This is a genomic window from Nocardia elegans NBRC 108235 (assembly GCF_001612845.1).
Classification (GTDB): Bacteria; Actinomycetota; Actinomycetes; order Mycobacteriales; family Mycobacteriaceae; genus Nocardia; species Nocardia nova.
Genome location: NZ_BDBF01000025.1, coordinates 1 through 22,328, shown reverse-complemented (window position 1 = coordinate 22,328; position 22,328 = coordinate 1). Strand labels below are relative to the sequence as shown.

Annotated in this window: 19 protein-coding genes; 7 read left to right on the top strand and 12 right to left on the bottom strand. The window is 68.1% G+C overall.

Going from position 1 to position 22,328, the window contains the following annotated elements; all coding sequences use genetic code 11:
* The first annotated feature begins 101 nt into the window (after positions 1–101).
* The gene (locus NE2_RS18390; RefSeq protein WP_063027817.1) at positions 102–1,415 is read left to right on the top strand and encodes a nicotinate phosphoribosyltransferase; all 1,314 of its coding nucleotides are present in this window, start codon (positions 102–104) and stop codon (positions 1,413–1,415) included.
* A 35-nt stretch (positions 1,416–1,450) separates the two neighbouring features.
* Positions 1,451–2,029, top strand: a complete 579-nt coding sequence (locus NE2_RS18385; RefSeq protein WP_063027945.1) for an isochorismatase family protein — start codon at positions 1,451–1,453, stop codon at positions 2,027–2,029.
* 52 nt (positions 2,030–2,081) lie between these two features.
* On the opposite strand, the gene NE2_RS18380 is transcribed toward NE2_RS18385, so the two are convergent.
* Positions 2,082–2,942: an alpha/beta fold hydrolase gene (locus NE2_RS18380; protein ID WP_063027815.1), complete on the bottom strand. Its 861-nt coding sequence runs from the start codon at positions 2,940–2,942 to the stop codon at positions 2,082–2,084.
* A 212-nt stretch (positions 2,943–3,154) separates the two neighbouring features.
* On the opposite strand from NE2_RS18380, the gene NE2_RS18375 reads away from it, so the two are divergent.
* Positions 3,155–5,275 (top strand): ATP-dependent DNA helicase, encoded by a 2,121-nt coding sequence (locus tag NE2_RS18375; protein ID WP_063027813.1) that lies wholly within the window; start codon positions 3,155–3,157, stop codon positions 5,273–5,275.
* Between the two features lie 175 nt (positions 5,276–5,450).
* On the opposite strand, the gene NE2_RS18370 is transcribed toward NE2_RS18375, so the two are convergent.
* The 4 genes from NE2_RS18370 to NE2_RS18355 all read right to left on the bottom strand — a co-directional run bounded on the left by NE2_RS18370 (position 5,451) and on the right by NE2_RS18355 (position 11,086).
* Entirely contained in the window at positions 5,451–5,981 is a 531-nt protein-coding gene (locus NE2_RS18370) for a DoxX family protein (protein ID WP_030516119.1), read from the bottom strand.
* 174 nt (positions 5,982–6,155) lie between these two features.
* Positions 6,156–7,520: an NCS2 family permease gene (locus tag NE2_RS18365; RefSeq protein ID WP_063027811.1), complete on the bottom strand. Its 1,365-nt coding sequence runs from the start codon at positions 7,518–7,520 to the stop codon at positions 6,156–6,158.
* Positions 7,521–7,657: 137 nt separating this feature from the next.
* Positions 7,658–10,243 (bottom strand): alpha-glucan family phosphorylase, encoded by a 2,586-nt coding sequence (gene glgP, locus NE2_RS18360; protein ID WP_063027809.1) that lies wholly within the window; start codon positions 10,241–10,243, stop codon positions 7,658–7,660.
* 81 nt (positions 10,244–10,324) lie between these two features.
* On the bottom strand, positions 10,325–11,086 hold the full coding sequence (locus NE2_RS18355) for a dienelactone hydrolase family protein (RefSeq protein WP_063027807.1): 762 nt from the start codon (positions 11,084–11,086) through the stop codon (positions 10,325–10,327).
* A 183-nt stretch (positions 11,087–11,269) separates the two neighbouring features.
* Between NE2_RS18355 and NE2_RS18350 the strand changes: the two genes are divergently transcribed.
* A complete protein-coding gene (locus NE2_RS18350; protein WP_063027805.1) occupies positions 11,270–13,273 on the top strand; it encodes an alpha-1,4-glucan--maltose-1-phosphate maltosyltransferase in 2,004 nt (667 codons plus the stop codon).
* A 34-nt stretch (positions 13,274–13,307) separates the two neighbouring features.
* Positions 13,308–15,527 carry a 1,4-alpha-glucan branching protein GlgB gene (glgB, locus tag NE2_RS18345; RefSeq protein ID WP_084494137.1) on the top strand — a complete coding sequence of 740 codons (2,220 nt, stop codon included), beginning with the start codon at positions 13,308–13,310 and terminating at the stop codon, positions 15,525–15,527.
* Positions 15,528–15,561: 34 nt separating this feature from the next.
* On the opposite strand, the gene NE2_RS18340 is transcribed toward glgB, so the two are convergent.
* From NE2_RS18340 to NE2_RS18325, 4 genes are all read right to left on the bottom strand, one after another.
* Complete coding sequence (locus NE2_RS18340; protein WP_063027803.1) at positions 15,562–15,918, bottom strand: SSI family serine proteinase inhibitor; 357 nt, start codon at positions 15,916–15,918, stop codon at positions 15,562–15,564.
* 102 nt (positions 15,919–16,020) lie between these two features.
* Complete coding sequence (locus NE2_RS18335) at positions 16,021–16,869, bottom strand: tetratricopeptide repeat protein (RefSeq protein WP_063027801.1); 849 nt, start codon at positions 16,867–16,869, stop codon at positions 16,021–16,023.
* A gap of 61 nt (positions 16,870–16,930) precedes the next feature.
* Positions 16,931–17,284 carry a DUF3817 domain-containing protein gene (locus NE2_RS18330; protein ID WP_051756420.1) on the bottom strand — a complete coding sequence of 118 codons (354 nt, stop codon included), beginning with the start codon at positions 17,282–17,284 and terminating at the stop codon, positions 16,931–16,933.
* A gap of 70 nt (positions 17,285–17,354) precedes the next feature.
* A complete protein-coding gene (locus NE2_RS18325; protein ID WP_063027799.1) occupies positions 17,355–18,536 on the bottom strand; it encodes an acetyl-CoA C-acetyltransferase in 1,182 nt (393 codons plus the stop codon).
* Positions 18,537–18,669: 133 nt separating this feature from the next.
* Between NE2_RS18325 and mce the strand changes: the two genes are divergently transcribed.
* A complete protein-coding gene (mce, locus tag NE2_RS18320; protein WP_030516129.1) occupies positions 18,670–19,140 on the top strand; it encodes a methylmalonyl-CoA epimerase in 471 nt (156 codons plus the stop codon).
* 86 nt (positions 19,141–19,226) lie between these two features.
* Complete coding sequence (locus NE2_RS18315) at positions 19,227–20,219, top strand: coiled-coil domain-containing protein (RefSeq protein ID WP_030516130.1); 993 nt, start codon at positions 19,227–19,229, stop codon at positions 20,217–20,219.
* A gap of 102 nt (positions 20,220–20,321) precedes the next feature.
* On the opposite strand, the gene NE2_RS37160 is transcribed toward NE2_RS18315, so the two are convergent.
* From NE2_RS37160 to NE2_RS18300, 3 genes are read right to left on the bottom strand one after another with little or no spacing between them, the layout of a single operon-like run.
* Complete coding sequence (locus tag NE2_RS37160) at positions 20,322–20,624, bottom strand: Rv1322 family protein (protein ID WP_063027797.1); 303 nt, start codon at positions 20,622–20,624, stop codon at positions 20,322–20,324.
* A gap of 8 nt (positions 20,625–20,632) precedes the next feature.
* Complete coding sequence (gene nucS, locus NE2_RS18305; RefSeq protein ID WP_063012275.1) at positions 20,633–21,322, bottom strand: endonuclease NucS; 690 nt, start codon at positions 21,320–21,322, stop codon at positions 20,633–20,635.
* 45 nt (positions 21,323–21,367) lie between these two features.
* Complete coding sequence (locus tag NE2_RS18300) at positions 21,368–22,111, bottom strand: rhomboid-like protein (protein WP_063027795.1); 744 nt, start codon at positions 22,109–22,111, stop codon at positions 21,368–21,370.
* Positions 22,112–22,328: the final 217 nt, after the last annotated feature.

Sequence of the window (22,328 nt, the reverse complement as noted above, 5' to 3'; positions counted from 1 at the left end):
CCCTCAGAGTACGACGCGCCTCCGGATAAACAACACCCGCGCCGAGCAGCTCCCGAAGGCCATCCGCACCGCCGCGCGTCCGGTATGTCTACAGTGGCCGCGTGGACACATCGGCCGCCGCCGCGAGCACCGCCCTGCTGACCGACCAGTACGAGCTGACCATGCTCGCGGCCGCCCTGGCCGACGGTTCGGCCCAGCGGCAATGCGCCTTCGAGGTATTCGCTCGCCGGTTGCCACACGGCCGCCGATACGGCGTCGTCGCGGGTACCGACCGGTTGCTCACCGCGTTGCGGGACTTCCGTTTCGGCGAAGCCGAACTCGCTGTGGCAGCGCGATTCCTTGACCCGCGCACCCTGGAATGGCTGCGCGATTTCCGCTTCACCGGCGATATCGACGGCTATCTGGAAGGCGATCTCTACTTCCCCGGCTCGCCGATCCTGTCGGTACGCGGCAGTTTCGCCGAGTGCGTGGTGCTGGAAACGCTGATCCTGTCGATACTCAACCACGACAGCGCGATCGCCGCCGCGGCGGCTCGGATGGTCAGCGCGGCCGCGGGACGCCGGATGATCGAGATGGGTTCGCGCCGCACCCACGAACTGGCCGCTCCCGCCTGCGCCCGCGCCGCCTATCTGGCCGGATTCGACGCCACCTCGAATCTGGAGGCGGTGCGGCGCTACGGGATTCCCGGCGCCGGCACCAGCGCTCACGCCTTCACGCTGCTGCACAGCGGCCCGGACGGACAGCACGAGGCGGCGGCGTTTCGCAGTCAGGTCGACGCGCTGGGCATCGGCACCACGCTGCTGGTGGACACCTTCGACATCACCGCCGGGGTGGCCCGGGCCATCGAGGTGGCCGGGCCTGAATTGGGCGGTGTGCGTATCGATTCCGGCGACCTGGGCGTCTTGGCGCGGCAGGTGCGCGATCAGCTCGACGCCCTCGGCGCGAAACACACCCGCATCGTGGTGTCCGGCGATCTGGACGAATACGCGATCGCCGCCCTGCGCGCCGAACCGGTCGACGTCTACGGCGTCGGCACCTCCCTGGTCACCGGGTCGGGCGCGCCGACCGCCGGAATGGTCTACAAACTGGTGGAAGTCGAGGGCGTACCGGTGGCCAAGCGCAGTAGTCACAAGCAGTCGCGAGGCGGTACCAAGCGCGCCGTGCGACTGTCCCGCGAAACCGGCACCATCGTCGAGGAGATCGTGTATCCGGCCGCGGCACCCCGCCCCACCGGCAACGGGTACGAGGTGCGGGATCTGCTGATTCCGCTCATTCGCAAGGGCGAGCCGGCAGCCGATTCACCGGACCTGGCCGGCAGCCGGGAGTTGGTGGCACGCGGGCTGGTCAGCCTCCCCTGGGAGGGTTTGAAATTGTCCGCGGGCGAACCGGCTGTCGCGACCACATTCCTACAATGAAGGAGAGGCAACCGGCGCGAAACGAGGTGCGGGAGATGGGTAGAGCACTCATCGTCGTCGATGTGCAGAACGACTTCTGCGAGGGCGGCTCCCTCGCGGTCGCGGGCGGCGCCGCGGTGGCCCGGCAGATCAGCGAGTATCTGGTTGCCCGGGGCGACGACTATGCCGCCATCGCCGCCACCCGCGATCTGCACATCGATCCGGGCGGCCACTTCTCCGATCGGCCCGACTTCGTGGACACCTGGCCGCGTCATTGCGCCGCCGGCACCCCGGGTGCGGATTTCCACCCGAACCTGGAGACCACACATTTCGAGGCGGTGTTCTCCAAGGGCGCCTACAGTGCCGCCTATTCCGGCTTCGAAGGCGCGACCGAAGACGCGGTCGGATTGGCGGAGTGGTTGCGCGCCAAGGGCATCGACGCGGTGGACGTCTGTGGCATCGCCACCGATCACTGTGTGCGCGCCACCGCCGCCGACGCCCGCGCGGCGGGTCTGTCCACCCGGGTTCTGCTCGATCTCACCGCGGCGGTGTCGGCGGAGACGACGCAGATCGCGCTGGATCGTCTGCGTGCGGCCGGTGTCGAGTTGTCCGGACAGGTCCCTTTGCTGAACTGACCCGAGCCGCCCCGCGGTCCCGGGCGGACCGGACTTCGACCCCGCCCGACCCTCACCCGGCCAGGAAGTCGACCAGCGCACCGGCCACCGCCTCGGGGTTCTCGACTTGGGGATAGTGACCCGTCGCGGGCGGTTCGTCCAGCACTTCGAAGCGCGCTCCCGGCAGCCGTTCCCGCAGGCGCGGAAGGAGATGGCCGCCACTGATCGGATCGGCCGGACCCCATACGAAAAGCGTGGGCCCGGAATACGTTTCGAGCGCCTGCTGCCAGCGTTCGGCATTGGCCCGGCGCTCGGCGTGGTAGCGATTGAGCGCCCATTGCACGTGCTTACCGCCGCCGTCGGTCATCGCCAGCCACATCTGATGCAGATCGGCATCGGGGACCGGGCGCCCCAGGATCCTGCGCAGGGTCATCCGGAAGGTCGTCTCCGACATGAGCGGATTCAGTATCTTGCCGATCGGGGTGGTCATCAGATGCTGAATCGGCAAGGGCCGGTACAGGTCCGGGTACAGGCCGCCGTTGAGCCAGGCCATCCGCTGTACCCGCGTACTGTCGCGGGCCAGCAACTCCTGTGCCACGCTGACCCCGTAATCGTGTGCCACCAGCGCGGTGCCGGTGATTTCGAGCCGCTGCCAGAGCTGTTCGACCAGCGTGGCCTGTTCGGTCATCCGGTACTCGTGCCCGCGCGGTTTGTCGCTGGCACCGAAGCCGAGGAAATCCAGAGTCGTTACCCGGCAGCCGGATTCGGTGAGGGCGGGCAAGAGCGAGACCCAGTCGTGCGATGACGTCGGATATCCGTGCAGCAGCGTGACCGGCCGCCCGTCGATCGGGCCGTCCTGCCGGTAGAAGATCCGGTGGCCACTCAGCTCCAGGTGCGAACCCCCGGCGATCCAGGTGCGGTAATCCGGCTCCACGCGCGTCTCCTTCCCCGTACCGCACCCCCTGATGCGGATTACCGCCAACCCTACTGGCCGTCCCGGACGCGGCCACCGGATCCGGCGTCACCGCGACGGCCCCTGTGGACAACCGCCGGCCTGTGCACAACCTCGCTCGGACGGGAGCGGGCAGGCACGGGCGACCGCCGCCGGTCGGGTCGATTGTCGGCCGGGGGCGCTAGTCTTCCTGGGTGCCCGAACTCCCGCCCGTACCGACCCTGCTGGCGACCGCCGTGGAAGCTCTCGGCGGTACGGCGCGTACCGGTCAGCAGACGATGTCGGCCGCGGTCGCGCACTCCATCGACACCAAGGAGCACCTGGCCGTCCAGGCCGGAACCGGCACCGGTAAGTCGCTGGCGTATCTGGTGCCGAGCCTGCGGCACGCGGTGCAGAGCGGACGGACGGTCGTGGTGTCGACGGCCACCATCGCGCTGCAGCGGCAGCTGGTCGACCGCGATCTGCCGCGGTTGGCGCAGGCCCTGGAGAAACCACTGGGCCGGCGCGCCCGGTTCGCGATCCTCAAGGGCCGCAACAACTATCTGTGCCTGCACAAGATCAACAGCGCGATCCCGGACGAACCACCGGAGACCGAACTGTTCGACGCCTTCGCGATCTCCCGGCTCGGGCGCGAGGTGCAGCGACTCAACGAATGGGCCTCCGATACCGAGACCGGCGACCGGGACGAACTGGTCCCCGGCGTCAGCGACCGGGCATGGCGCCAGGTCAGCGTGTCGGCGCGAGAATGCCTCGGCAAATCGCGCTGTCCGTTCGGGACCGACTGTTTCGCCGAACGCGCTCGCGCGGAATCCGGACAGGCCGATGTGGTGGTCACCAACCACGCGCTGCTGGCCATCGATGCCATCAGCGGCATCCAGGTGCTGCCCGAACACGATGTGGTCGTCATCGACGAGGCGCACGAACTGGTGGACCGGGTCACCGGCGTGGCGACCGCGGAACTGTCCACCGCCACCATCACCGCGGCGGCCAAGCGCTGCACCAAACTCGTCGACGAGGGCGATCTCGACCGGCTCGAGGGTGCGGCGGAGGCTTGGCACGAATTGCTCGAGGATCTGCCGGCGGGTCGCTGGGACGAGTTACCCGCCGGCGGCGATCAGGTTCTGGCCCTGCTGCGCGACGCCGCCTGGACCGTCCGCACCGCCCTCGCACCTCCCGGTTCCGGTGCGCCACAAGGTGATCCGGAGGCCGCCGCGGCCCGCAACATGGCGGTGGCCGCGGTCGAGGAGGTGCACGATACGGCCGTGCGCGCGCTGACGGCGTTCGAGGAACCCGATCCCGCGGCCCGCCGCGATGTGCTGTGGCTGGCGGTGGACGAGGTGCGCGGCGTCGCCCGGCGCACGCTGCACATGGCCCCGCTCTCCGTGGGCGGGTTGCTGCGCAGCCGGTTGTTCGGCAGCGCGACGGTCATTCTCACCTCGGCCACGCTGCAGGTCGGCGGATCCTTCGACGGATTGGCCGTCACGTGGGGCCTGCCCCCGCAGACACCCGATCGCGCCGGAACCGACGTCCCGGGCGCCGACCGCGCGGACAAGGGCATCCGCCGCATCGACCCGGCCATGGCCAACGGGGCCGAAGCGCCCGCCGACACCTCGGCCGTGCGCTGGAATTCGCTGGATGTGGGCTCACCCTTCGATCACGCGAAATCCGGCATCCTCTACGTCGCCAAACATCTCCCGGCCCCCGGCCGCGACGGCCTGGCCCCGTCCTATCTGGACGAGATCGAGCGGCTGATCGAGGCGGCCGGCGGGCGCACGCTGGGGCTGTTCTCCTCGATGCGGGCCGCCAAGGCCGCCAGCGAGATCCTGCGCGAACGCCTGGACACGCCGATCCTGTGCCAGGGCGAGGACGCCACCGGCACGCTGGTCCGCCGCTTCGCCGACGATCCCGCGACCTCGCTGTTCGGCACACTCTCGCTGTGGCAGGGCGTGGACGTTCCGGGACCGTCACTGAGCCTGGTCATTCTCGACCGGATTCCCTTCCCCCGGCCCGACGATCCACTGCTGGTCGCCCGGCAGCAGGCCGTCCAGGCACGGGGCGGCAACGGCTTCCTGACCATCGCGGCCAACCACGCCGCCCTGCTGCTGGCTCAGGGCACCGGACGCCTGCTGCGCAGCGTGCACGATCGCGGCGTGGTGGCGATTCTGGATTCCCGGTTGGTGACCGCCCGGTACGGCGGATATCTGCGCGCCTCGTTGCCGCCGTACTGGGAGACCTCCGATCCCGAAGTCGTCACCAAGGCGCTGCGGCGCCTGACCGCCACGGCCGCCGATCTGACCACCGCCGCCGAAAAATGAGCCGAACCGTTATGTGACACCACCCACATTGGCTGGGAAACTACTTCTATCCGAAAGTAAGTTGGCGGGCGATACTTCCGGTGCACCCCCAATTCCCACATCGGAGTATCCGAGGTCCCCGCGTCGCGAACCCTGCACGCGACGTGGGGACACTCATATCGCCCGGCTCGCGAAACTACTTCACCAACAGGGTGATCACCGCCGCCACCACACCGATCACGACCGCGCCGACTCCCCAGACGATGCCGTGCCGCTGCCACGGCCGCCCGTGGTCGACCGAGAACCGGCCCGGGCCGGTGAAGCCCAGTGCCACCGCGACCACCGCGAACAACAGAGCGGATTCGTATCCGGCGAGCCCGTGCGGCCAGGTCACATGCATCGCATTGATCATGGTGCCGAGCACGATTGCGGCCGCCAATGGCGTTACCAGCCCGAGGAACAGCAGACCGCCGCCGACGGCCTCGCACAGTCCGGCCAGGGTGGCGAAGAATTTCCCGGGGTCGTAACCCATCTGCTGGAATCCGTCGGCGGTCGCGGACAGGCCGTAACCGTTGAACCAGCCGAAGAGTTTCTGGGTGCCGTGCACGAACAGCAGTCCGCCGAAGACCAGCCGCAGCAGTAGGAGGCCGATATCGGCGGCGACGGGATCGGCGACCGTCCGGAATTCCAGCGGGCGGGCGGTCCGGGTTTCGGTGTTGGCGGTCATGATCGCGGAGTCCTCATCTCGTTAGTTGGCGAAAGCAAAACGGACTGCGGTCCGATTGATAACACGGTCACCAACCGAACCCGGTTCACGGGGTTGTTCCGTGCGGTTCGTTCCATCCGGCTTGCTCATAGGACGAGGAATCCCCGCCGAACTCATCGGCGGCCGCCGAGCGGTCTACTCGGCGAGGAAGAAGAAGTACGCGAGGAAGACCGCCATCAGCACCCACATGACCGGGTGCACCTCCCGGCCGCGCCGCCGCGCGACCATGACGACGGGATAGAAGGTCAGCCCCATCGCGATTCCGTTGGCGATCGAGTAGGTCAGCGGCATCATGATCACGGTGATGAACGCCGGAATCGCGAATTCGAGCTTGCTCCAATCGATGTCGCCGAGCGCCCGCGACATCAGCACACCCACCACGATCAGCGCCGGCGCCGTCACGGCGGGAACGTCGGCCACCACCGCGAAGATCGGGAAGAAGAACATGGCGGCCAGGAACCACCCGGCGGTCGACACCGCGGTGAGCCCGGTTCGGCCGCCCGCACTGACGCCGGCCGTGGATTCGACGTAGGCGGTGGTCGTCGAGGTGCCGATGATCGCCCCCGCGGCGGTACCGATCGAATCGGCGGCCAGCGCCTGCGCGGCGCGCGGCAGTTTCCCGTCGGGCCCGAGCAGCCCGGCCTGGTTGGCGATTCCGATCAGCGTGCCCGAGGCGTCGAAGAAGTCGACGAACAGCATGGTCAGCACGACGATCGCCATCTGGCCGGTGAAGGCGTGCGGCAGATTCACGATGGCCTGGCCGAAGGTCTGGTCCAGCCCGTGCGGCAGCGCCACCACCTGATGCGGCAGATGCACCAGCCCGCTGACGATGCCGACGACCGTCGTGCAGACGATGCCGTACAGCACCGCGCCGTGCCAGCCCAGCACCAGGAAGACCACCGTCACCAGCAGTCCGAACAGAGCCAGCAGCGTGGTCCCCTTGGTGAAATCACCCAGGTGCACGAAGGTCGCCGGATCCGAGACCACGATCCCGGCGTTCTTGAAGCCGAGGAAGGCGACGAACATGCCGATCCCCGCGCCGACGGCAAGCTTCAGCTGCAGCGGAATCGCGTCGATGATCTTCTCGCGGATCTTGGTCACCGCGAGGATGAAGAAGATGATGCCCGACAGCAGCGTGCCCGACAGCGCAACCTGCCAGTCGATCCCCATCCCCAGCACGACCGAATACGCGAAGAAGGCGTTGAGTCCCATCCCGGGCGCGAGCGCGATCGGGTAGCGCGCCCACACCCCCATCACCAGCGTGCCCACCACCGCGGCCACCGCGGTCGCGGTGAACACCGCCTGGGTCGGAATGCCGCGCGATCCGAGCTGACCGTGGTCGCCGAGAACCGCCGGGTTGACCGCGAGCACATAGGACATCGCCAGGAAGGTGACGGTGCCGGCCATCAGCTCGCGCCTCATGGTCGATCCGAGCCTCGCGATTCCGAAGTAGGAATCGAGGCGTCCCTTGGACCGTGACAGGACGTCGACACTGCTCATGTACTGCTCTCCACCCTCGCCCCGGACCTATCGGACTGTGCCGAGGGCACCGTATCGGTCCCGGACCGTTCGATTCCATTCAGATCGGCGAACATGCGGCAAATCACGTTCCCCGATATCCCCACTGACCAGACGTTCTACGGCCGCGCCGCGGCGACCAATCCGAGTTCTGCCGGGCCCGACAGCAAACGGTGTCTGGGCAGCACGCGGACGGTATACCCGACAGCACCGGAATGCGGCACCGGCGTGGTGACCGCGAACTGCTCCGTGCCGGCGTCCGTGGCGATGTGGTCCATGTCGACGACCTCGGTATCGGTCAGCTCGTCGTCGGAACCGACCCGGCCCAATACCGCCTGTACCACCACGTCGCCGGCGGACAGCCCGGCGAGATCGATGCGGGCCCGCAGCGACAGTTCCGCACCGATCACCGGAATATCGGGCAGGCCGGAGCTGTCGACCTGCAGGACCTTCACCTGCGACCATGCCCCCTCGAGGCGGCGGCGGTAGTCGGCCAGCTCCCGCGCCCCGGCGAAGTCGTCGGCCGCGACCGCGGCGTACGACGCGGCGGCTGGGAGGTAGTAGCCGGTGGTGTAGTCGCGGACCATGCGCGAGGCGAGCACCTTCGGGCCGAGGGTGCGCAGCGTGTGGCGCACCATTTCCATCCAGCGCACCGGCAGGCCGGAGTCGTCGCGCTCGTAGAACCGCGGCAGCACCGAGCGCTGCAGCATCTCGTACAGCGCGGCCGCCTCCAGATCGTCGCGCCGATGTTCGTCGCGGACGCCGTCGGCGGTCGGGATGGCCCAGCCGTTGTCGCCGTCGTACATTTCGTCCCACCAGCCGTCGCGGATGGAGAGGTTGAGGCCACCGTTGAGGGCGGCCTTCATCCCGGAGGTCCCACAGGCTTCCAGCGGACGCAGCGGATTGTTCAACCACACATCGCAACCCCAGTAGAGGTAGCGGGCCATCGACATGTCGTAGTCGGGCAGGAACACGATGCGGTGCCGCACCGCCGGATCGTCGGCGAACCGCACCACCTGCTGGATCAGTGCCTTACCCCCGTCGTCGGCGGGATGGCTCTTACCCGCGACCACCAGTTGCAGCGGCCGCTCCGGATCGAGCAACAGCGCGCGCAACCGGTCCGGATCGCGCAGCATCAGCGTGAGCCGCTTGTAGGTGGGCACCCGCCGGGCGAATCCGACGGTCAGCACCCCGGGATCGAAAACCTCGTCCACCCAGCCCAGTTCGGCCGGGGCCGCGCCGCGTTCGAGCCAGGATTCCCGCAGCCGGCGACGCACCTCGGCGACCAGCACCGCACGCAGCGCCGCCCGGGTCTCCCACAGCTCGCGCAGCTCCACCGACCGCAGCTGTTCCCAGCCGCGCGCCTCGGCCACGAGCTCCGGCCCGACGAGATCGCGAGCCTTGTCTATCCATTGGCGAGCCGCCCAGGTCGGGGCGTGCACCCCGTTGGTCACCGAACCGATCGGCACCTCGGCCGCGTCGAATCCGGGCCACAGCGGCGCGAACATGTCGCGGCTGACCTCGCCGTGCAAGCGCGAAACACCGTTGGCGCGCTGAGCGAGTCGCAAACCGAGGTGGGCCATGTTGAACACCGAAGGATCGGCCTCACGTCCCAGCGCCAGGATCCGGTCCACCGAAATTCCCGGCAGCAGTGGCGATTCCCGTTCCCCGTGGGCGCCGCCGAAGTAGCGGCGGACCAGCCCGGCGGCGAACCGGTCGATGCCGGCGGGCACCGGAGTATGCGTGGTGAAGACGGTCGCGGCCCGCACCGCGGCGAGCGCGGAGTCGAAATCCATTCCGTCCGACATGTATTCGCGGATCCGCTCGATCCCGAGAAATCCCGCGTGGCCCTCGTTCATATGCCACACGTCCGGATCCGGCAGACCGCGAGCCCGGGTGTAGGCGCGGATCGCGCGCACGCCGCCGATGCCGGCCAGAATCTCCTGTTTGATGCGGTGGTCCTGATCGCCGCCGTAGAGCCGATCGGTCACCGCCCGCAGTTCCGGATCGTTGTCGCTGATATCGGAATCGAGCAGCAGCAACGGAATTCGCCCCACCTGCGCGATCCACACCCGGGCGCGCAGCACCCGGCTCTCGGGCATGGGCACGTGGACGAGCACCGGGGCGCCCTCCTCGGCCAGCAGTCGCAGCGGCAGACCTTGCGGATCGAGGTCGGGATAGCGCTCGGCCTGCCAGCCGTCGGCGGTGAGCGACTGCCGGAAATAGCCGGAGCGATACAGCAGGCCGACGCCGATCAGCGGCAATCCCAGATCCGAGGCCGCCTTGAGATGGTCACCGGCCAGAATTCCCAGCCCGCCCGAGTAATTCGGCAGCACCTCGGTCACACCGAATTCCATGGAGAAGTAGGCGATACCGCGCGGCACCGGGGTTTGCGGTTCCGCGGAGTCATGCTCGGCGAACCAGCGGGGTCTGGTCAGATAGTCCCGCAGGTCGGCCTCGGCGGCGTCGACGGCCGCCTGATAATCGGGGTCCGCGGCCCACTCGTCGAGCCGGTCCGCGTCCACCTCGCCGAGCATCCGCACCGGATCGCGGCCGACCCGCACCCACAACTCGGGATCCAGCTGCGCGAACACATCCTGAGTAGGCCCGTGCCACGACCACCGCAGATTGGCGGCCAGCTCACCGAGGGCGGCCAACCGCTGCGGCAGATGGGCACGGACGGTGAAACGACGCAATGCCTTCACCGGGTAGACCCTACACGGGGGCATCGGGCCGCACCCCGCACGCCGAGACCGGGCCAGCGCGCTGACCTGCTGCGAAAGGTGTTATCCCCGCAGCGTCCGAGCGAGCAGGGCCAGCAGTTCACGCCGGTGCCGCGCATCGGCTTCGCGGTCGTAGGCCGCGGTGTCGGTCTGGGTGTAACCGTGGTGTGCGCCGGGGTAGACCTCGGTGCGATAGCGCACTCCGGCCGCGGCCAGCGCCTTGTCGAACGTCTCGATCTGGTCGGGCGTCAGCGACCGGTCCTGGTCGGCGTGGCCGAAATACATTTCCGCCGTGGCACTCTCGACGGCGAGATGCGGGCTGTCGGGGCCGCCGACGACCAATCCCCCGGTGTGGAATCCGGCCGCGGCCGCGATCCGGTCACCGAACGCGCCGGCCGTGTACACCGCCAACCGGCCGCCCATGCAGTAGCCGGCGGTGGCCATCGGCCCGTCGGCCGTGTGCTCGAACGCCGTGAGCCAGTCCAGATAGGCGCCGGCGTCGCGGACCACGAGATCGCGGGTGAGCTCCCGCAGCATCGGGACGATCGTGGCGAACAGGTCCGGACGCTGCTGCGGATCGATGAAATCCGGCAGTTCGACCAGCGGCGCCCGGCCGTGCCGGTAGAAGACGTTGGGCACCAGCACGGTGTATCCGGCCGCGGCGACATCGTCGGCCAGCGCGCGCAGGCTCGGACGCAGTCCGAACGCGTCCATGTACAGCAACACACCGGGGTACTTCCCGCCCGCCGCGGGATAGGTGACGTACGCGTCGGCGACACCGTCGGGCGTCGCGATCTCCACGGCCTGCCCCTGCACCGCTGTCATGCGCAATTCCCTTTCTCTCGGCTCTCTCGGCGAATTCGTTCGTGCCGGTAGTCCGCACCGGCGTCCACAGAAACGGAACCAACGCCCCGGAAAGTCTGCCACGGGCACCTCCGACCCGCAATTGCCCAGGCCCACGTCGCGCGTGTTCGTGGTCGCCCCCGGACTACCGGTACGGTTGGTGCCGTGACCGGTCGCATCGCCATCGATGACACCGCCCCGGCCGTCGCGGGCGGATATCCGGCCAAGGCCGTGGTCGGCGAGGTGGTGCCGGTACGAGCCGTGGTGTGGCGCGAGGGCCACGACGCGGTGGCGGCCACCCTGGCCGTGCGCGGACCGGGCGGCGGCCGCACCCAGCGGATCCGGATGGCGCCCGAGTTCGAACCCGATGTCTTCAACGCGGTCTTCACCCCGAATACGCCGGGGCCGTGGACCTTTCGCGTCGAAGGCTGGGGCGATCCGATCACCGGGTGGCGGGCCGCGGTCGAGGCGAAACTCGCGGTCGGCCAGAGCGCGGCGGATCTGGCCAACGATCTCGAGATCGGTGCCCGGCTGTTCGAACGGGCGGCCCAGGCGGTGCCGAAACGCCAGTGGGAGAAATTGCGCGCCGCAGCGGCCGCGCTGCGCAGCGATGCGCAACTGCCGGCGCGGGTGGCACCCGCCTTCAGCGCCGAGGTGGCCGAGATCCTGCGCGAGACGCCGCTGCGCGATCTGGTGACCCGCGGTCCGGCCCACACCGTGCTCGTCGAGCGGCGGCGAGCGCTGGTCGGCTCGTGGTACGAATTCTTCCCCCGCTCCACCGGCGGCTGGGACGCCGACGGAAATCCGGTGCACGGCACCTTCGCCACCGCGACGAAGGAACTGCCACGCATCGCGGCCATGGGTTTCGATGTCGTCTACCTGCCGCCGATCCACCCGATCGGAACGGTGAATCGCAAGGGTCCCAACAACTCTCTGACCTGCGGTCCCGATGATTTCGGCTCCCCCTGGGCGATCGGCTCGGCCGAGGGCGGCCACGACGCCGTCCACCCGCTCCTGGGAACCGAGGCGGATTTCGCCGAATTCGTCCGTGCCGCAGGCGAACTCGGTCTCGAGGTGGCGCTGGATCTGGCGCTGCAGTGCGCGCCCGACCACCCTTGGGTGCGCAGCCATCCGGAATGGTTCACCACCCTGCCCGACGGCACCATCGCGTTCGCGGAGAATCCGCCGAAGAAGTATCAGGACATCTACCCGCTGGATTTCGACAACGATCCGGACGGGCTCTACGCCGCCGTCCTGGGCGTCGTGCGGCACTGGATCGCCTTGGGAGTCACCATCTTCCGGGTCGACAATCCGCACACCAAACCGGCCGACTTCTGGGAATGGCTGATCGCGCAGGTGCGCCGGACCGACCCCGACGTAATCTTCCTGTCCGAGGCATTCACCCGCCCGGCCCGGCTCTACGGTCTGGCTCGGCGCGGATTCTCGCAGTCCTATACCTATTTCACCTGGCGCACCGGCGCCTACGAACTGGCCGAATTCGGTCGCGAATTGGCCGCCAAGGCCGACGAGGCCCGGCCCAATCTGTTCGTCAACACTCCCGACATCCTGCACGAGAGCCTCCAACACGGCGGTCCGGGCATGTTCGCCGTGCGCGCCGTGCTGGCGGCGACGCTGGGCCCGAGCTGGGGTATGTATTCCGGCTTCGAACTTTTCGAGCACCAGGCGGTGCGCCCCGGCAGCGAGGAATATCTCGATTCCGAGAAGTACCAGTTGCGCCCGCGACGATTCGCCGAGGCCGCGGCCCGCGGCGAGTCGCTGGAACCGTTGATCACCCGGCTGAACGAGATTCGCCGAGCCCATCCCGCGCTACAACAATTGCGCTGCATCGCCTTTCACCACGTCGACAACGAGGCACTGCTGGCGTACTCGAAGATCGACCCGAGCTCCGGAGACGCGGTGCTGGTCGTGGTCAACCTCAACCCGTTCGGCGCCGAGGACGGGATGATCTCGCTCGACATGCCGGCCATCGGACGGGAATGGCACGACCGTCCGACGGTCCACGACGAGATCAGCGGCGAGGAATACCACTGGGCGCAAACCAATTACGTGCGGCTCGAGCCCGTGCGCGCGCCCGCTCACATCCTCGCCCTCCCGGCGGTCTCCGCGGCCGCGCGCACCGAATTGGCCTACCGCAGGACCTTCCGGTGACGGCACGCCGGACCACGGCACGGCGGCCGCGCCGATGAATCGGCGCGATCTGATGTTGCTGGCCGCCGGTACCCACACCGACCCGCACACGGTCCTCGGCGCGCATCCGCATCCGGACGGTACGGTGATCAGAGCCCTTCGCCCCCATGCCGATTCGGTGTCAGCGCGCATCGGCGGCGTCGACCATCCGCTGCACCCCATCGGCCACGGGGTCTTCGAGGGCGTGGTCGAATTTCCGGATCTGTGGGACTACCGCCTGATCGTGTCGTATCCGGGCAGCCGGACCGTGCTGACCGCCGACGGATACCGCTTCCTGCCGACCGTCGGCGAACTCGATCTGCACCTGCTCGGCGAGGGACGACATCGGCGGCTCTGGGAGGTACTCGGCGCCCATCCGCGCCGCTACACCACCCTCGACGGCGAGGTCACCGGCACGTCGTTCGCGGTATGGGCGCCGAATGCGCGCGGCGTGACCGTCTTCGGCGATTTCGACAGCTGGAGCGGAGCCAGTACACCGATGCGCCGGCTCGGATCGTCCGGGGTGTGGGAGGTATTCGTACCCGGCGTCGCGGCGGGCACGCGCTACAAATACCGCATCCACGGCGCCGACGGACGGATCGCCGACCATGCCGATCCCCTCGCCTTCGCCGCCGAGACCCCGCCCGCGACGGCGTCGGTCGTCGCCGACGCCGACTACCGGTGGACCGATCAGGACTGGTGCGCCACCCATGCCCGGCGCGACCCCACCCGCGAGCCGATGAGCGTCTACGAGGTTCATCTCGGCTCGTGGCGGCCCGGGCTGGACTATCGCACCGCCGCCGAACAGCTCGCGGAATACGTTCGAGCCCAGGGCTTCACCCACGTCGAACTGCTGCCCGTGGCGGAACATCCCTTCGGCGGCTCCTGGGGTTATCAGGTCACCTCCTACTACGCGCCGACCGCCCGCTTCGGCTCCCCCGACGATTTCCGCGCCTTCGTCGACCACCTGCACGCCCACGGGATAGGTGTCATCCTCGACTGGGTGCCCGGCCATTTCCCGCGCGACGAATGGGCCCTCGCCCGCTTCGACGGCACCGCCCTCTACGAACATCCCGATCCTCGTCGCGGCGAGCAATTGGAATGGGGCACCTACATTTTCGACTACGGCCGCAACGAGGTGCGCAACTTCCTGGTCGCCAACGCGCGGTTCTGGCTCGAGGAGTTCCATATCGACGGGCTGCGCGTCGACGCCGTCGCCTCGATGCTGTACCTGGACTATTCGCGTCCGCCCGGCGGCTGGGAGCCCAATGTGCACGGCGGACGGGAGAATCTGGAGGCCGTCGCCTTCCTGCGCGAGTTGAACGCCGCCGTCCACGCCGATCATCCCGGTGTGGTGACCATCGCCGAGGAATCCACCACCTGGCCGGGCGTCACCCGGTCCACGGAGGTCGGCGGGCTGGGCTTCACCCTGAAATGGAATATGGGCTGGATGCACGACACCCTCGGTTACTTCGGACGCGATCAGGTGCATCGCAGCTGGCACCACAACGAGATCACGTTCTCGGCGGTCTATGCCTGGAGTGAGAACTATCTGCTGCCGATCAGCCACGACGAGGTGGTGCACGGCAAGGGCACGCTGTGGACCCGCATGCCCGGCGACGACTACGCCAAGGCCTGCGGCGTTCGCGCGTTGCTGGCCTATATGTGGGCGCACCCGGGCAAACAGCTGCTGTTCATGGGCCAGGAGTTCGGCCAGTTCCGGGAGTGGTCACACGATCGCGGACTGGACTGGGACGAACTCGCCAACCCCCTGCACGACGGTATCCGCGCTCTCGTCGCCGATCTCAACACCGTCTATCGCGCCCACCCCGCGCTGTGGACCCAGGACACCGCGCCCGGTGGCTACGCCTGGATCGAGGCCGACGACCACGCGCACAACCTGCTCGCCTTCCTGCGCTACGGCACCGACGGCTCGGTGGTGGCCTGCGTCTTCAATTTCTCCGGCGTCGAACATCGCGACTACCGTATCGGCCTGCCGGCCTCCGGCACCTGGCGCGAAATCCTCAACACCGACGCCACCTCGTACGGCGGCAGCGGAACCGGCAACCTCGGCGCGGTATCGGCGTCCGCCTGCCCCTGGCACGGCCGGCCCTATTCGGCGGAGGTCACCGTCGCCCCCAACAGCGCGATCTGGCTGACCCCGATCACCACCGCAGCATCGGCAACGGCCGCAACGGATGACGCAGCGCGCACCGCGTGGCGCTCTCGGCGGTGACGATCGGATGGGCGGTGCGCACGGTCATCCAGGCTCAGAACTTCCAGGGCGCCGGCAGGTCCGGGACCACACACCCGTAGGTGTGCTCGACCGACACCGGGGTGCCGTGCGCACGCAACTCCACCGGGTAGTACCGGAAACAGCGAACTCCGGAATCCGAATCGGGTAACGCCAGTTCGGCATCGGCCAGATACGCGCACGCCGCGGCGGCCTCGGGATGTGAGCCGCCGGTCGGATCGCAGGTCAACGTGACAGTGCGAGGCGAGCGATCGGGTTCGGTGCGGGTGAAGATCAACTGGGTGGCCGCATCGTGGGCCGCGACGCTGCTCGCCGGCATCAGCACTGCCGCGGCGCATGCGGCGCCGATCAGACCACGCATCGTCGCCTTCACATCGGCTCCCGTCCCCGCGCCGACGGCGGATTCCGCCGGCGCCTGCGCCGATTATCGGTCGTCGCGGACGATCGGTCGACCACCGCGACGACCGGGCGTGGCTCAGTACAACGCAGTCGCCAGCTTGCGCCGGGCCGCGACCACCACCGGATCGGCGGTGTCGAACAGCTCGAACAGTTCGACCAGGCGGGTGCGCACGCGGTTGCGGTCGTCGCCCGCGGTCCGCTTGATCAACCCGATCAGCCGATCGAAAGCGGCCTCGGGCTGCTGGTTGAACAGTTCGGCATCGGCGGCGGTGAAGGCGGCGTCGATATTGCCGGGATCGGCGTCGGCCACCGCGATCGCATCGGCCGGCAGCTCGCGGGCACGGCCGAAGAACCGCACCTGGCGCAGCGCTGCCTTGGCCTCCTCGTTGGCGGGTTCGGCGGCCAGAATCGCCTCGTAGGCTGATTCGGCCCCGGCGATATCACCGCGATCGAGCGCCTCTTCGGCGGCGACGAACCGCGGATCCTCGGGCACGGGCGCCTGGCCTTGGTCGTCACCGGCGCCGGGAAGTTTGCCCCGCACCGCGTCGACGACCGCGGCCAGCCACTGCTTGACCTGTTCCTCGGGCTGCGAGCCCTGGAAATCGGCCAGCGGCTGCCCGGCGGCCACCGCGATCACGGTCGGAATGCCCTGTACCCCGAAGGCCTGCGCGATCCGCATATTCGGCTCGGCCTCGATGGTGGCCAGCTCCCAGCTGCCCCCGGCGCTGCCGACCAGCCGCTCGAAGAGCTTGACCAGTTCGACACTTCCTGGGCTGCGCTGCGAATACAGGACGACGACAACCGGCACCTCGAGCGATCGCCGCAGCACCTTGGTCTCGAAATCGGCCTCGGTGACGGCGTGATCGCCCGGGACGTCCGTGGCGGCCGGCTGTTTCAGAGCGGACAGATCCACCGCGCCGGACATGGCAGCGGCAACGGCGGGCGAGGGACGACGTGCAGCAGGTCGAGTCACGACATCCAGTTTGTCACGACGCGGCGGGCGCCGGGGCCGCGGCCGGGCTCAGCTCTCCCAATTGTCCGGTCCGAATCGCCCAGCGCTCGAACCACACCGAGGAGAACGGCACCACCGACGAGACGAGGCCCAGCAGGATCGTCTTACCCGGCCATTCGTATTCGCGCCACGCCAGCAGCAGGCTCACCGCGTACAACACGAAGATGAGCCCGTGCAGCATGCCGAACACCATCACCGGCCAGGTGATGGGTTCGGGCAGCCGCTTGAGCACGGAACCGAGCAGCAACAACGCCCACGACGGCGCTTCCAGGAGTCCGAACAGACGCACCCGCTTGGCCACGGTGCTCACGTCGAAGAATTCGCCCATGGCCACCATTGTGCCCAACGACTACGCAGCGTCGTAGTAGGTGTGGGTGATGCCACAGCGCGAATCGAGGTCAGACGCGGACGATGAGCGCGTCGCCCTGGCCGCCGCCGCCACACAGCGCCGCCGCACCCACACCGCCGCCGCGGCGCTTCAACTCCAGCGCCAGGTGCAGCACGATCCGCGCGCCCGACATGCCCAGCGGGTGACCGATCGCGATCGCACCACCGTTGACGTTGACCTTCTCCGGATCGATCCCGAGCTTGCGGGTCGAGGCGATCCCGACCGCCGCGAAGGCCTCGTTGATCTCCACCAGATCCAGATCCGCCGGCGAGATACCTTCCTTCGCGCACGCCTTCGCGATGGCGTTGGCGGGCTGGTCCTGCAGCGTGGAATCCGGACCGGCCACCACACCCGCGGCCCCGATCTCGGCGATCCAGCTCAACCCCAACTCCTGGGCCTTGGCCTTGCTCATCACGACCACCGCGGCCGCACCATCGGAAATCTGCGAGGCCGAGCCCGCGGTGATGGTGCCGTCCTTGGCGAAGGCCGGGCGCAGCTTGCCCAGCGACTCCACCGTCGTATCCGCGCGCACGCCCTCGTCCTCGCTCACCACGATCGGATCGCCCTTGCGCTGCGGCACCGACACCGGCACCACCTCGTCGGTGAACACACCGTTCTTCCACGCCGCGGCGGCCTTCTGATGCGAGGCGGCGGCGAACGCGTCCTGCTCGGCACGGCCGATCCCGTCACCGGCGTTGCGAGACTCGGTCAGCGCGCCCATCGCCTGGTCGGTGAAGATGTCGTGCAGCCCGTCGTAGGCCATGTGGTCACGCAGGGTCACATCGCCGTATTTGAAGCCCTCACGCGACTTCTCCAGCATGTGCGGGGCCCGGCTCATCGACTCCTGACCACCGGCCACCACGATCTCGTACTCACCGGCGCGAATCAGCTGATCCGCCAACGCGATCGCGTTGATACCCGACAAACACACCTTGTTCAGCGTCAATGCCGGAACATCCATCGGAATACCACCGGCCACCGCGGCCTGACGCGCCGGAATCTGGCCCGCACCCGCGGTCAGCACCTGACCCATGATCACGTAGTCGACCTGCTCGGGCGCGACCCCGCCACGCTCCAGCGCCGCCTTGATGGCGAAACCACCCAGATCCGAACCGGAGAACCCGGACAACCCACCGAGCAGCCGACCGACCGGAGTACGGGCGCCGGAGACGATGACAGAGGTGGTGGCCACGATGAACCTCGCTTCTCACATTCGGGGACGCAGCGGCGTGCCGCCCTCGTACTCGGCGACGGGCCGCTCTCGTACTCAACGGTAACCCTTCCCGTCCCGGCAGCTCCAGGTAGGTGCGCGCTACCTTCGTAGAGTGAGCACTACCGATACGTCCGCTTTCATTCCCGCCGATTACGTCATCGCCGTCGATCACGTCGGCGTCGCCGTGCCCGATCTCGATACCGCCGTGGCGTGGTACTCGGACAATCTCGGCATGGTCGAAACCCACCGTGAGGTCAACGAGGCCCAGGGCGTGCACGAGGCGATGCTGTCGCTGCCCGGTTCCGGCGACGACGCCACTGCTCTGCAGTTGCTGGCGCCGCTGAACGAGGAGTCCACGATCGCCAAGTTCATCGACCGCAACGGTCCCGGATTGCAGCAACTGGCCTACCGCGTGACCGATATCGATGCGGTAGCTACTTTCCTGCGAGGCCGCGGCGTCCGTTTGCTGTACGACGCTCCTCGCGCCGGAACCGCGAACTCGCGGATCAATTTCATCCACCCCAAGGATGCTGGCGGTGTGCTCGTCGAACTGGTCGAACCGGCCGCGAATCCTACTCACTAGTACCGCAATCCGGCCACGGAAACAGTTCATAACGACATTCGCAGTCGACTCACCATGGTGGGTCGACAGGCTGTAGTTTGTGGGGCATGTCGTCCACTGAGCCCGATCGCAATCGCTTCGTCGCGTTGCCTTTCACGGTAGTACGTAAAGGCTACGACCGTGACGAAGTACGCAATTACTTCGACCGTTTCGATGCCGAGCTGAGGGTCACCGCAACAGATCGCGATGCCGCCGCCGCTCAGGCCCGTAACCTGGCCGCCCAGCTGGAGGACGCCCGCGACGAGATCGATGAGCTTCGCAAGGAAGTAGATCGCCTGTCGGTTCCGCCCACCACCGCGGAAGGCATGAGCGACCGAATCTCCCGGATGCTGCGATTGGCATCCGACGAGGCGTCCGAGGTCCGCGCGCAGGCGCAGGCCGAGGCTGCCGAGATGATCTCCATCGCGGAGCAGCAGGCCACCGAGATGCGTGGCAAGTACGAATCCCTGCTGGCCGAGACCAAGGAGAAGCGCGAGGCGCTCGAGGTCGAATTCGAGCAGACGCTGTCGAACGCGCGCGCCGAGTCGGCCAAGATCGTCGAGGCCGCCCAGGCCGATGCCACCCGCATCACCAAGGAGGCCGAGGCCAAGCGCAAGGCCGCCCAGCAGGACTTCGAGGCCACGATGGCCGAGAAGCGGACCAAGCTCACCAAGGCCATGGAGGAGCTGGAGGCATCCAGCCGCTCCGACGCCGCCCAGCGCATCAAAGAGGCCACCGACGAGGCCAACCGCCTGGTCACCTCCGCCACCCAGTCCGCCGATCGCAAGATCGCGCACGCCAAGGAACTGGCCGAGGAGATGCGCGTCCTGCGCGGCCGAGTTCTGGCCCAGCTGCTGGGTATCCGCGGCCAGCTCGATTCGGTCCCGGCCATGTTGGCCGCGGTCAACCGCGAGAGCGAGCTGCTCGACGGTGCACCGGAGCAGCGATCGCTGTCCGGTAAGCAGTCCGGTTCCGGCCGGCAGAAGGCCATCCCCGAGGTCAAGGCGGAAGACGAAGAGTCCGTCGACGAAGAGCGCGAAAGCGCCGAAGTCTCGAGCTGACAACACGCGCCACCCCCTCAGGGCGACAACATTCACCACCCGTTTCGAGGCCGCTCCCGCACCGCGGGGGCGGCCTTCCCTATGCCCGCACCCGGGGCCGGGTTACGACCAGCGCCGCGTGATCGTGCGGGTATGGCGCCCGCGCCAGCAGCCGGAATGCCAATGGCGACGGTCGTTTTCACCGCCGTCGGCCGGCCACGCCACGATATGCGCTGTGCCGGGAGGGATCTCGTGATCACAGCCCGGGCACCGGTAGGTCTTCACCGCACGGGAGCCCGGGATCGTGCGCACCACGAAGGTTTCCGCGCCATCGGGCCCGTCCTCGGTGCGCCCGAAGACGTCACCGATGGGCCGCGGTTCCCGAGGGAGCCGCGACGATGTCGGACGGGGTTTCCGGCGTGGCACGAGCGCCCTCAGAACAACCGGAATTCGGTGCTGTCGGTGCCGCGCAGGGCGTCGTAATCGAGTGTGACGCAGCGGATCCCGCGATCGGTCGCCAGGGTCCGCGCCTGCGGTTTGATCTGCTGTGCCGCGAAGACACCGGTGACCGGCGCCAGCAACGGATCCCGGTTCAGCAATTCCAGATACCGGGTGAGCTGCTCCACCCCGTCGATCTCGCCCCGGCGTTTGATCTCCACCGCCACCGTGGCGCCGGCGGCGTCGCGGCACAGGATGTCCACGGGGCCGATGGCGGTCATGTACTCGCGGCGGATCAGCGTATAACCGTCACCCAGCGTGCCGATGTGTTCGGCGAGCAGCTCCTGGAGATGGGCCTCGACGCCATCCTTCACGAGCCCGGGATCCACGCCGAGTTCGTGCGCGGAGTCGTGTTCGATGTCCTCGACGGTGATCCGGAGCTCCTCACCGGCTTTATTGGTCACCACCCAGAGCTGGGAGCCGTCGGGCATCGTCTCGACATCGGTCTCGCGCTCTTCCATCCAGCAGGGCGGGCTCATCCAGTTCAGCGGCTTGTAGGAACCGCCGTCGGAATGCACCAGCACCGAGCCGTCCGCTTTCATCATCAGCAGCCGACGGGCCATCGGGAGATGTGCGGTGAGCCGACCCACGTAATCGACCTGGCAACGAGCAATCACAAGGCGCACCGGTCGAGTTTAGGCCCTCGCCGAGACCGCTTGCGCGCGGGGCGATCACCCGACGAGCAAGATGTATCCGAGTACGGCCGCGATGACGAGCAGACCCGTCTCGAACCGGTTGAGCCGGTGTGCGCGGGCATGACCGCTGCGCAACAGCAGCCACCCGGTGAGCAGCCCGATCGTCAGGGCGATCAGATGCCCGACATTGGTGAAGGTATGGCCCATGACGACGCCCGCGACGGCGACGGCACCCAGCGAGATGGCCCATGTCGGTCGCCACTTGGCGGGCAGAACCACCATCAGCGAACCGATGACCGCCAGCGCGCCGTAACTGACCCCGACGTCCTCGGCGAGAGAAATACTCGTCGGCAGCCATTTCACGCTCACCGCCACCCACAGGCCGCCGGCGACGAGGAGTGTGGCGCCGATATGGCCGGCGATGAAGATGCGCAGCAGCGATAGGGCGCCGAATCGCCATTCCGCCAGAATGAGCAGACAGACCAGCAGCGGGATGAGCACCGCGCCCGCGGTGCCGTCACCGATGACGAACGCACTGGAGAACAGGGTGCCGAACCGTCCGGCCAGCAGATTGTGCAGATTGGTACTCGCATGCTGGATGACGCGCGTCTGCTGCGTATCGCTGAGTACCGACACCAGCACGGTCACCGCGATGAGCAGGGCGCCGTAGCTGTAGGTCATCGGCAGCTTGAATCGATCCCGCAGCGTGAGGGAACGGCCGGCCTGCGCGGGGCCGGACTCCAGTGCTGACTGTGTGGCCGGCTCCTGGAGTAGAACCATTCGGATCACCTTCCGCTACCAGACCGGTACCGATTGCACCGGGTCGACACCATCCATGATCCCGATCGATCCCCCGAATGGTGTCAGGCTTACTTAGGAAAGTCCTGTGAACCCGGGGATACCCACCCGAACCGATCCCATTCGCCCGAAAATCCGCCGGGCGAGTCGCAAGGCGACTCGGCCGGCGACGCACGCATCGACCCGACCGGGTCCGGAT